Origin of the sequence: Megasphaera sp. SC8-1 (assembly GCF_024436295.1) — a bacterium.
Taxonomy (GTDB): Bacteria; Bacillota; Negativicutes; order Veillonellales; family Megasphaeraceae; genus Megasphaera; species Megasphaera elsdenii.
In genome coordinates, this window is record NZ_JANFQH010000023.1 from 1 (window position 1) to 11,913 (window position 11,913).

Genomic DNA, 11,913 nt, shown 5'->3' on the forward strand with positions numbered 1-11,913 from the left:
CCTCCGTATGCAAATATTATTCAGTATAGTCAGGCTATAGAACAAGATTTGTCTCGATTGGATGTGGACCTATTTTTAGAGGAAATGAAGAAAGTAGTTTGCGAATGTTATCGTGTTCTGAAAAAAGGGAAATTTTGTGCGATCTTAATGGGGGATATTCGGAAAAAGGGACACGTTATTCCATTGAGTTTTTTTGTTATGGATTTATTTTTACAGCAAGGATTTTCTTTAAAAGAAATGATTATAAAAGAACAGCATAATTGTAAAGCAACTGGTTTTTGGAAGACGAATAGTGTAAAGTATAATTTTTTGCTATTAGCACATGAACATTTATTCGTATTTCACAAAATTAGTTGAAAGATAGGAGGGCTGTTGGTACAATAATATGAGTAATAATTTTAAGATTGAGGTAAAATAATGACAGAATTTAAAATGAGCCCTTTTGTAAAATGGGCAGGTGGTAAAGGACAGCTGTTGGATACTTTGATTGCAAAACTTCCGGCACATTATGGGCGATATTATGAGCCTTTTGTAGGGGGAGGTGCTTTTTTATTAGGTTTATCTCCTAAACAGGCGGCTATTAACGATACCAATAGTGTTTTAATCAATATTTACCGGCAGTTGAAAAAAAACGAAAATGAAGTGATTGAACTGCTGAAAGATTTAGATTCTGTCCTTTGTGATAAAGAGCGGTATTACCAATTACGAGCGAAATATAATGAAAAAATTGCGCAAGGCTGTACTTTGGATACAGAAGTAGCTGCACTCATGATTTGGCTGAATAAGCATTGTTTTAATGGATTGTATCGGGTTAACAAAAAAGGGCTGTTTAATGTACCTTGGAATCGAAGGGAAAAAGGAAATTCATTTGATGAAAACAATTTGCAGGCTATAGGACAGTATCTCCGGGAAAATGATGTACTCATTTGTAATGAAGATTTTGAAGCTTTCTGCACCCAAGTTCAGACGGGTGATTTTGTCTATTTTGACAGTCCTTATGTACCCGTTACAGAGACGGCTAATTTTACTGATTATACAGCTGATGGATTTACCTTGGCCGACCATCAGCGATTGGCGAATTTATTTGATGTATTGAATGACCGAGGTGCTTTTATTATGTTATCCAATAATGATACCCCATTAGTTTATGAATTATATGGGCATAAAGGGTATAGAATACAGTCTGTTGATGTCAAAAGACTGATTAACCGTAATGCAAAGAAGCGGACGGGAAAAGAGGTCATTATTACAAATTACTGACGGAGGAAAAATGGATAAGCTATTTAAAGGACAACATATTATACCGTCTTATGAAACGGAAGATGCTATGCTGGTTTTTGGGGATACTTTTCAAGTTTTAGATAAAATGAAATCTCAATCTATTGATTTAATTTTTGCCGATCCGCCCTACTTTTTATCAAATGGTGGGTTTACTTGTTCCGGAGGAAAACAAGTTTCTGTCAATAAAGGAGATTGGGATGCTGCTGACGGCTGGTCTGCAAAGCACCGATTCAATCGGCGGTGGCTTCATCGCTGTCATCGTATTTTAAAACCAAATGGCAGTATTTGGATTAGTGGTACGCTGCATAATATTTTTTCTATTGGCATGGCTTTGGAGCAAGAAGGGTTTAAAATTATCAATAATATTACTTGGCAAAAGACTAACCCGCCGCCGAACCTGGCTTGTCGTTGTTTTACTCATTCGACAGAAACGATTATTTGGGCTAAATTAAATGATAAGAAGGCAAAACAAACCTTTCATTATGACTTGATGAAAGCGGAAAATGGTGGAAAGCAAATGAAGGATGTTTGGACTACTTCGCTCACTCCACCATCCGAAAAAACGGAAGGCAGGCATCCGACGCAAAAACCATTATTTATCTTGGAAAGAATTATTAAAGCTTCTTCTAATGCTGGCGATATTGTGTTGGACCCATTTTGCGGATCTTCGACGACGGGCGTGGCAGCACAAAAATTAGGAAGAAAATATATTGGCATTGATAGTAATGACGGATATATTGACTTATCTATAAGGAGATTAAAAAAATGTGCAAACGAAACTTTAAAGATTGGCTGAAGACCATGAGAAAATCAATAAATCAGTATAATTACTATATAGATTTTCCTAAAATATATAAAAACGTTGAGGAAAAGAAAGTTGAGCTTCATATTCTCAATGCCCTAGTAGGCAGCAAGAATATAAAAGAAGAATTTGTTGATATCTTGCATCGTTATCCTGAAGTACTGGAATGTATTCCTATCATTTTAGCAGTACGAGCTAATGAAATTTATGCGCAAGATGAGAACGGTGCTTTTACCTATAATTTTCATAAAATGAATCAGTCTATTGAGCAATATGTCTATTTTATGGAAAAGACAGGGCTGTTTGATTTGATTGCCAATCATATTATTAATAATTTGTATGATTATTGTCTTGGTGTTGAAACGGGATTGGATACGAATGGAAGAAAAAATCGCGGTGGCGATCAAATGGAAGATCTTGTTGAACGCTATATTCAGCATACAGGCGTAGAGTATTATAAAGAAATGTATTTGTCAGATGTGGAAGAAAAATGGAGTGTTGATTTATCGGCAATTTCAGCGCAGGGAACGACGACAAAACGTTGGGATTTTGTTGTGAAAACGCAAAATATGATATATGTTATTGAAACTAATTTCTATACATCAGGAGGCTCTAAATTAAATGAAACGAGCCGGAGTTATAAGATGATTGCAGAAGAATCTAAAGATATAACGGATGTAAAATTTGTTTGGATTACTGATGGTGGAGGATGGAAAAGCGCAGCTCGTAATTTAGAAGAAACTTTTCAGGTTATGGATACGCTATACAATATTGCGGATATGGAAAATGGTACTTTAGAAAAGCTATTTTCGATTTAAGCTGATGCACCAGTAGGATTATTTTCCACGAGCCGCGGGTCACTCGAGGCGATGTCGTTAATTTGAATCCGAGGCAGCCTGCGAACTTCCTAAACGCCCCCTAACAATCTTATCGCTAATGTGATATAATTAACCATTACGGATAATAGTATCTCATTAGCGATTTTTTTGAAGGAGGATTTTTTGGATGCGGCCTTTTGTTCATTTGCATGTTCATACTCAGTACAGTTTATTCGACGGCTTGTGCAAGATTCCCGACATGGTGAAGCGGGCTAAGGAGTTGAACATGCCGGCTGTGGCGATTACGGATCATGGCAATATGTACGGCGTCATTTATCTGTATAAAGAAGCCGTAGCCCAAGGCATCAAGCCGATTCTGGGGTGTGAAGTGTATATGACCCGGGGCAGCCGGTTTGAAAAGAAGACCAAGGAACGGCTTTGCCATCTGATTTTGCTGGCCAAGGACAATAAGGGCTATCATAATCTCATCAAAATCGTGTCCAAAGGCTTCGTCGATGGGGAAAATAATTATCACAAGCCCCGCGTCGACTATGATCTGCTCGAACAGTATCATGAAGGGATTATCGCTATGAGTGCCTGCATCGAAGGCCACATCCAGCAGGATATCCTCAATCATAATGAAGAAGGGGCCAAGCGGACGCTGGATCGCCTGGTCTCTATTTTCGGCAAGAATGACTTTTATTTGGAAGTCCAGAATCACGGGATTCCCGAGGAAAAAGTCGTCCGCACGGTATTCAAGCGCTGGTCCCAGGAGTACGGTCTGAAGCTGGTGGCGACCAATGATTACCATTACATCGACCCCAGTGACGCAGCGGCACAGGAAGTCAAGCTCTGTATTTCTACGGGCAGTACCCTCGATGACCCGTCGCATTTCCGTTTCTATAATAATGAGTTTTATATGAAGAGCGGCGACGAAATGGCGGACCTCTTTGCCGATATGCCCGAAGCCCTGGATACGACGCTGGAAATCGCCGATAAATGCAACGTCGAAATCTCCTTTGATGAACGCCATCTGCCGCAGTTCCCGGTACCGGAAGGGGAAACGGATTCGTCGTATTTGCGCAAGCTCTGCGAGCAGGCCCTGCCGGAAAAATACGACCCCATTACAGCGGAAGTCCGCCAGCGCCTGGACTATGAATTAGGCGTCATCGACACCATGGGGTTCCCGTCATACTTCCTCATCGTCTGGGATTACGTCAAATATGCCCGCGACCATGAAATCCCCGTCGGCCCTGGCCGTGGTTCGGCTGCCGGGTCCGTCGTCGCCTATTTGCTGGGCATTACCGGACTGGACCCGCTCAAGTACGACCTCCTCTTCGAACGCTTCCTCAATCCGGAACGCGTCACCATGCCGGATATCGACATGGATTTCTGCTATGAAAACCGGGGCCGCGTCATCGACTACGTTACCCGGAAGTATGGCGTCGACCACGTATCGCAGATCATCACCTTCGGGACACTGGCGGCAAAGGCTGTCTTGCGCGATGTCGGCCGCGTCCTCGATATCCCCTTGAGTGAAGTGAACCGCATCGTCAAGCTGGTCCCCAATGAATTGGGCATGACCCTCGACAAGGCCTTGAAGATGAGCAAGGAATTTCGCGAGGAATATGAACATAACGCTACGGTCCACCGCCTCGTCGATTTTGGCAAATCCCTGGAAGGCCTGGTCCGCCATTCGTCGACTCACGCCGCAGGTGTCGTCATCTCGGCGGCGCCTGTCGATGACTACGTGCCGGTCCAACATTCCAAGGAAGGCGACTTGACGACACAGTATGAAAAGGACCTCGTCGAAGAACTGGGCCTGCTCAAGATGGACTTCCTGGGGCTGCGGACGCTGACCGTTATCGGTGATGCCGTCAAGATGATTAAAAAAGACCACGGCATCGACCTGGATATCAATGCCATCCCCCTGGATGACCCGGCAACGTGCCAGCTCCTGACCGAAGGCGACACGGCCGGCGTCTTCCAGATGGAATCATCGGGCATTACCAACCTGGTCAAGGAACTGGCACCGAAGCATTTCGAAGACATGATCCCCCTCGTCGCCTTGTATCGTCCGGGGCCTTTGGGCAGCGGCATGGTCGATGACTTCATCAAAGGCAGTCACGGGGAAAAGAAGGTCACCTACCTGCACCCGCTGCTGGAGCCAATCTTGAAAGATACGTATGGTGTCATCCTCTATCAGGAACAGGTCATGCAGATCGCCTCGGTCATGGGGGGCTTTTCCCTGGGCCAGGCTGATTTGCTGCGCCGCGCCATGGGCAAGAAGAAAGAATCCATCCTGGTCGCCCAGCGGGCGAATTTCCTGGCAGGGACGCGGAAGAATGAGATTCCCGACGACATTGCCAACAAGGTCTTCGACCTCATGGTCTATTTTGCCGGCTATGGGTTCAATAAATCCCACTCTGCCGCCTATGCTTACGTAGCCTGGCAGACGGCGTACCTCAAGGCCCATTACCGGCCGGAATTCATGGCGGCGACCATGACCAGCATGATCAACGATGTCAGTAAAATCAGTTACTACGTCGCCGAATGTCGCCGTCACGGCGTCCAGGTCCTGTCGCCGGATGTCAATGCCAGCGTATCTATGTTCTCCGTTCAGGACGGGGCCATCCGCTTCGGCCTGTCTGGCGTCAAGAGCGTCGGCGGCAATGCCATCGACGCCATCGTCAAGGCCCGCGAAGCAGGCGGCCCATTTACGTCGCTCGGCGATTTTTGCAGCCGCGTCGATTACCATATCGTCAACAAGCGGGCGCTGGAAAGCTTGATCAAATGCGGCGCTATGGATTCTTTTGGCAAAAAGCGGTCCCAGCTCATGGCCGTCATCGACCAGGCTATCGCCATGGGTTCTTTGAGCCAGAAAGATTATGCGTCGGGACAAATGGGGCTTTTCGATGATGAAGAAACGGTCATGACGGAACTGGAATATCCTGATATCGACGAATATCCCATTGAAATGCGCCTGGCTATGGAAAAAGAATACGATGGCTTCTATTTTAGCGGCCATCCCCTCAATAAATATAAGGATATCATGAAGAAATTGACGCCTTTGTCCGTCCTCTATGGGGACGACGGACGCCAATATGATGGCAAGCTGATGAATGTCGGCGGCTTGATTACGGCTAAGAAACAGGTCATGACCAAGCGCAATGAACAAATGGCCATCATTACCGTGGAAGACTTCACTCATACCGTGTCGGTCGTCGTCTTTCCCAAGACCTATGCCCGTTATCAGCAGGCTGTTGCCGTCGATATGGCCGTCGCCATCCGCGGCCGGGCCGACATCAACGACGACAGTATCCAGATCCTGGCAGAAGAAGTGAAGCCGCTGGACCAGGAAAAGGGAGAACCCGTGCAGCCGGCAGCCGTTTCCTCTTCGGCAGCCCGTCAGGCCGGTGACTACTGGCATCCCGGCATGGGTGCGAAACTGTTCATCAAGATTCCGGCTCACCTGGAACGGACCGACTTGGCCGGCCGCATCGGCCAGGTCCTGGAACAGCATCCGGGACCGGTCAAGGTCTATTTTCACCTCATGGGAAGCCGCAAGACGATTTTGACCAATGAAAAATATTGGGTAGAAACGACAGAAGATTTGCGGCAAACGCTGCAGGCCATGCTGGAACCGCGGTCCCTCGTCGTGCAGTGAGACGTATGAAGGCTTCTGTCATCATGCAAGGTCCCTTTGCTTCACAGTTTGTAGTATGGAGTTTACTACAAACTACAAACTGCAAACTTAATACTCAAAAAGAGGCTGTCTTAACGCGACAGCCTCTTTTTGTCATTTCCCCGGGTCAGCCATGATCTTAGCCAGGACGACGCGGTATCTATCGTTGTATTTTCTCATAGAATCGTTGATGTCCCGGCGGATGCGGGCGATGCTTTCGACGTTATATTCTGCCGGCGGGATGTGGATGTCACAGATGACATTGAGCCGGGCGTGGCCTGACGTGATGCGCAGGTGGTCCGTATGATAGCGGGGATATTTTTCGTGGACGATCTGGTCCAAAACGCGTCGGACGGCGTTGATTTGGTGGATGTCCGTGCAGAGCGGGTCCATATGGATGTTGACTTCCATGTGGTACTTGTCCTGCAATTCGTCTTCCAGGACGTCCAAGGCGGCGTGGACTTCGACCAGGTCGGCTTTATCCGGGACTTCGGCGTGAATCGAGCCGAACATGCGGCCCGGGCCGTAGTCGTGGATGCGGATGTCGTGGACGCCGACGACGTGGGGACATTTCAAAGCCATGGCTACGATGCCCCGGACGAGTTCCGGATCCGGCGCCTTTCCCAGGAGGATGTTGATGACGTCTTTGGCAATGCCGTAGCCGGCGTACATGATCATCAAGCCGATAGCCGTGCCGGCAGCGGCATCGATGGGCAGGGTCGTGAATTGTTGGGCAATGGTAGCAACCAGGACGCCCGTCGTGGCGATGGCATCGGTAATGCTGTCAGCAGCTGTTGCGTCATTGACGCCGGAATTGATTTTCTTGCCGATATAGCGGTTATAAAGGCACATCCAGACTTTGACGGCGATAGAGATGACGAGGACACCGATGCTCCAATAGGAAAATTCCATATCTTCCGGTTCAAAGAATTTTTCAATCGACGTTTCACAGAGCTTGTAGCCGACGACGAGGATGATGATGGAAATGGTAAGCGATGCCAGATATTCGAAGCGGCCATGGCCGAAGGGATGTTCTTTGTCTGGCGGCCGGTTGCTCAGCTTGGCGCTGATGATGGAGATGAATGACGAGCCCATATCGGTCAGGTTGTTGAAGGCATCGGATAAGATACCGATGCTGTTGCTCATCATGCCGACGAGAAATTTGCTGACAAAGAGGAATAAGTTGCAGAGAATACCTAAGATACCGCCGAGGATGCTGTATTGTTCACGGACGTGTTTATCGTCTGTGTCTTCATAGTTCTTGATGAAGCGGCGGATAATAAATTCAATCATATAAAGTCACCCAGCTTTCTGATTCCCTCCATTATAGCAGAGATATCAAGAGATACAAGATATAACGAGAAAGAAAATGAGAATAACTGGATTGCTAAAAAGTCATGATACTATCGAAAATGGGAATAGTTATTGAGTATTTTGCCTTGAAGAATTGCAATTCCGTGATTTTTCTATATAATAGAAAGGAAACTTAGAAAATAATAAGTTTGTAAATTATATGTTGAGGAGGATGTATGAATATACGAGAATTACTTATTTTTGATATGGATGGGACCATGTTTGACACGGAGCCTATTTCTTATCGTTGTTGGCGGGACGTGTCAGCCCGATATGGATTCAATCTGGACCGACAGGTGTTCGACCACATGCTTGGCCGTGATAATCGGCGCATCCGGGCTATCTGTGACGATGCTTTTGGGCCGTCCTATCCCTATGATGTCATTTGTCGGGAAAAAGTGGCCTTGCAGCTGGACTATTACCGTACTCATGATATCCCTGTCAAACCGGGGCTGCTCCAGGTCCTGCACTATGCCAGGGAAGCAGGGATGGCCTGCGCCGTCGCCTCGTCGTCACCGCGGGCATTGATTGAATATTTATTAGATAAAACAGGCGTGGCCTCCTTATTTTCCGTTGTCCAGAGCGGGGAAGAGGCAGCCCATGGCAAGCCGGCTCCCGATGTGTTCCTCATGGTTTGCGACAAGGCCCTCGTTGAACCGTCCCGGGCTTTGGTGTTGGAAGACTCCGAAAATGGTATCCTTGCCGCCCATGCGGCGGGAATCACGTCTATCTGGATTCCCGATTTAATTACCATTCCCAAAGACGTACAGGCCCTGGCCTGGAAATGTTGTCACAGCCTGGATGAAGTACCAGAGCTGTTGGCGAAAGGAGATTATCATGATGACACAGAATAAGCGGAGCCGCTGGCTTTTGCTCATGACCGTATTGTTAGGGATGCTGGCGGCGATTGCCCCGTTGTCGACGGATATGTACCTGCCGGCCCTGCCGTCGATGATGACGGCATTTGGCGTTACGCCGTCGGTTATCCAGCTGACCTTGACGGCTTCCATGGCCGGCATGGCCCTGGGGCAAATTGCCGTCGGTCCTATCAGCGACGATAAGGGTCGGCGCCTACCCCTGATGGTCGGCATGGCTATTTTCACCTTGTCGACGGTGGGCTGTATTTGGTCGCCGTCTATTCAGATTTTCCTCATCTTCCGCCTCATTCAGGGATGCGCCGGCGGTGCCGGTATCGTCCTGTCCCGGGCCATTGCCCGCGATATCTGCAAGGGCAGTGCCTTGACGCGTCTCTTTGCCATGCTCATGCTGGTCAATGGGATTGCTCCTATCCTGGCTCCCGTCATCGGCGGCCAGATCCTGCGCTTTGCCCCGTGGGAAGGCGTCTTCCTTTTCATTGCCATTGTCGGGCTGCTCCTGACCGTATCGGCCGGTTTGATGCGTGAAACCCTGCCTCAGCGGCGACGCGTTTCCGGTGGCATGGCGGCCAGTCTGAACGGCTTTACGGCCTTGTTCCGTCAGCCTTATTTCATGGGTCATTGTATCATGCAGTGCTTTGCTTTTGCCGCCTTTTTTGCCTATATTTCCGGATCGTCCTTTGTTTTCCAGAACGTCTACAGCGTATCGGCTCAGGCTTTCAGCCTCATCTTTGGCATCAATGGTGTCGGCCTCATGATCAACGGTGCCGTTACGGGCCGGTTGACAGGCCGCATTGCTGACTGGAAACTCCTGCGGTTTTCCTTGTTCCTGGCCGCTGTCGGCAGCGTGGCCCTGCTGGCAGCCTTCAGTACCGGCATGCCGCTGCCGGTCATCATGGTCCTCCTGTTCCTGACCGTATCGACGCTGTCCATGATGAGCACCAGCAGTTTTTCCATGGCTATGCAGGACCAGGGACGCAGTGCCGGCAGTGCATCGGCTCTCATCGGATTCTTTTCCATGATCAGCGGCGCCGTCATGGCCCCTGTCGTCGGCATCGCTGGCGACCATACGGCCATTCCCATGGGCATCGTCATGGTCATCGGCGAAATCGGTGCCCTCCTGACCTTCTATGCCTTGATCTATCCGAGACATAAGGATAGTTTGTAGCATGGGGGTTGTAGAAGAGGGTTTAAATTTAAAACTATCCGCTAACCACTAACTGCTAGCCACTAACCACTTAAAATGGCTTGCCGCATATGCGGCAAGCCATTTTTTCATATATTCCGTGCGACGAGTTTATCGAGTGGTTCATCTGGTCGCTGGAAGGAGATATCCGGTTTTTGCGACAGGTACTCTAAGGCGAAGCCCAGGCAGGTGGCGGCGCCGTAGGTCAGGCCGTCTTCGTCGAGGTCAAATTCGGGCGTGTGGTGATTGGCACCGCAGCCTTTTTCTTTGTTTTCGATGCCTGTAAAAGTCAGGACGCCCGGGTAAAGGCGGGAGGTGATGGCGAAGGTTTCCGATGCCATCCAGGGCGTGCAGTCCGTGAGGGCATCGGTGCCGATATATTTTTCGACGGCTTTTTCGGCGATTCCGACGCAGACCGGATTGTTCTGGACTTCAAAGAGCGGTTCCGGCATGTGCAGGATGTCATAGCGGCAGTCATAGGTCTGGCAGGCGTTGGCGAGGATGCGCTTAAATTCTTCATAGAAGCGCTTGCCAGCGTGGTCGTAGCTGAAGAAGCGGCAGGTGCCGGCAAAGGTCAGGCTGTTGGGGATGACGTTTAGGACGTCACCGCTGTGCAGGCTGCCGATGGAGAAGGTCAGACATTCTTTCGGTGGTACAGCCCGCATCCGCAGGGCCTGCATATTGCCGTAGAAGTCGTGGAAGCAGTCGATGGGGCTTTCGGCCAGGTCCGGCCGGGAGCCGTGGCCGCCGTGGCCGTCGATGCGGATTTCAAAGCCGAAGCCGCCGGCCATGGGAGCTTCGTGGCAGATAGCAACTTTGCCTGCCGGAATATCCCAGCGGACGTGGGTCGCGTAGCAGGCGTCGATATGCCAGGGACTATCGGTTTCCAAGTAGCGCAGGAGATATTCCAAAGGCCCTGATTCCTCTTCGCCTCGTTCAAACATCAAGACGACTGTGCCGTCCCACTGGTCCTTCCAGCGGTTGAGCCATTTCGCGGCCATGAGCTGCATGGCCATGTGGCCGTCGTGCCCACAGGCATGCATGACGCCGTGGTTCTGGGAGCGGCAGACGCGGGGACGGGATAAGTTCTTCTCGCCTTCCTCAATGGGCAGGGCATCGACGTCGGCCCGCAGGAGCAGGGTCTTGCCTGGGCCTTTGCCATCGATCCAGGCGATGAGTCCGCCTTTATCGATTATGCGATAGGAAATGCCATAGCCTTTCAATGTTTCCGCAATGTAGGCCAAGGTCTGGTCTTCCTGTTTGGACAGTTCCGGATGTTCATGAAAATGGCGGCGCAAGGCGACGAGTTCGCCCTGGTCTTTGCGTACTGTTTCGAGAATATCGATCATCTTTGCTTCCCCCTCCAGGTTATTCTTCAATCCCGATGCGGGCGGCAATGCCCCGGTCAAAGGGATGTTTGATTTTCTTGATTTCAGAGACGTAATCGGCTAAGTCCAGCAATGCCGGACTGGGATTGCGGCCGGTCAGGACGACTTCTGTATGAGCCGGTTTTCCTTTTAAGAAATGGATGACCTGTTCTTCCGGGACGAGTCCCAGGGCACAGGCGCCGACGAGCTCATCGCAGACGGCCAGGTCGGGGTGATGCTTTTCGCAGAAGTCCTGGATTTTTTGCAACAGTGTTGTCTGGGCTTGGCAGGTCTCTTTTTTTTCGTCTGCTGTCATCTGGAACGTGAACTTGGTCATGGCTTTTCCCCTCAGGACCGTGACCTGCGTCAGGGCTTTGAGGGCTTCCAGTTCGCCCGTCGGCCGGCCCTTGAGAAATTGCGCGAAGAGGACCTTGCCGCCCCGGCCGGCACAACGAAGGACCAGCCCCAATGAAGCCGTCGTCTTGCCCTTGCCGTCACCACAATATATATGTATTAAACCGGTATCCATCCTATCACCTCGCACTA

The 11,913-nt window shown here is 49.4% G+C and carries 10 protein-coding genes; 7 read left to right on the forward strand and 3 right to left on the reverse strand.

Annotation, left to right across the window (positions count from 1 at the left end; genetic code table 11):
* The 5 genes from NOS26_RS06490 to NOS26_RS06510 form a co-directional block, all read left to right on the forward strand.
* On the forward strand, positions 1 to 357 hold a 357-nt coding region (locus tag NOS26_RS06490), incomplete at its 5' end, for a DNA methyltransferase (RefSeq protein ID WP_255917436.1).
* A gap of 60 nt (positions 358 to 417) precedes the next feature.
* Positions 418 to 1,260: a DNA adenine methylase gene (locus NOS26_RS06495; protein ID WP_255917438.1), complete on the forward strand. Its 843-nt coding sequence runs from the start codon at positions 418 to 420 to the stop codon at positions 1,258 to 1,260.
* Between the two features lie 10 nt (positions 1,261 to 1,270).
* Positions 1,271 to 2,077, forward strand: coding sequence for a site-specific DNA-methyltransferase (locus tag NOS26_RS06500; protein ID WP_255917439.1), 807 nt, complete (start codon positions 1,271 to 1,273; stop codon positions 2,075 to 2,077).
* Positions 2,047 to 2,901 (forward strand): type II restriction endonuclease, encoded by an 855-nt coding sequence (locus tag NOS26_RS06505; RefSeq protein WP_014015932.1) that lies wholly within the window; start codon positions 2,047 to 2,049, stop codon positions 2,899 to 2,901. Before NOS26_RS06500 ends, NOS26_RS06505 begins: the two co-directional genes overlap by 31 nt.
* A gap of 187 nt (positions 2,902 to 3,088) precedes the next feature.
* Positions 3,089 to 6,568, forward strand: coding sequence for a DNA polymerase III subunit alpha (locus tag NOS26_RS06510; protein ID WP_255917440.1), 3,480 nt, complete (start codon positions 3,089 to 3,091; stop codon positions 6,566 to 6,568).
* 132 nt (positions 6,569 to 6,700) lie between these two features.
* On the opposite strand, the gene NOS26_RS06515 is transcribed toward NOS26_RS06510, so the two are convergent.
* The gene (locus NOS26_RS06515; RefSeq protein WP_014015934.1) at positions 6,701 to 7,879 is read right to left on the reverse strand and encodes a cation diffusion facilitator family transporter; all 1,179 of its coding nucleotides are present in this window, start codon (positions 7,877 to 7,879) and stop codon (positions 6,701 to 6,703) included.
* 236 nt (positions 7,880 to 8,115) lie between these two features.
* Between NOS26_RS06515 and NOS26_RS06520 the strand changes: the two genes are divergently transcribed.
* Both NOS26_RS06520 and NOS26_RS06525 read left to right on the forward strand, forming a co-directional pair.
* Positions 8,116 to 8,793 carry an HAD family phosphatase gene (locus tag NOS26_RS06520; RefSeq protein ID WP_255917441.1) on the forward strand — a complete coding sequence of 226 codons (678 nt, stop codon included), beginning with the start codon at positions 8,116 to 8,118 and terminating at the stop codon, positions 8,791 to 8,793.
* Positions 8,777 to 9,982, forward strand: a complete 1,206-nt coding sequence (locus NOS26_RS06525; protein WP_230579036.1) for a multidrug effflux MFS transporter — start codon at positions 8,777 to 8,779, stop codon at positions 9,980 to 9,982. The genes NOS26_RS06520 and NOS26_RS06525 overlap by 17 nt, the downstream gene beginning before the upstream one ends.
* Positions 9,983 to 10,089: 107 nt before the next feature.
* On the opposite strand, the gene NOS26_RS06530 is transcribed toward NOS26_RS06525, so the two are convergent.
* Positions 10,090 to 11,349: a M20 family metallopeptidase gene (locus NOS26_RS06530; RefSeq protein ID WP_255917442.1), complete on the reverse strand. Its 1,260-nt coding sequence runs from the start codon at positions 11,347 to 11,349 to the stop codon at positions 10,090 to 10,092.
* Between the two features lie 19 nt (positions 11,350 to 11,368).
* On the reverse strand, positions 11,369 to 11,896 hold the full coding sequence (locus NOS26_RS06535; protein ID WP_014015938.1) for a cob(I)yrinic acid a,c-diamide adenosyltransferase: 528 nt from the start codon (positions 11,894 to 11,896) through the stop codon (positions 11,369 to 11,371).
* Positions 11,897 to 11,913: the final 17 nt, after the last annotated feature.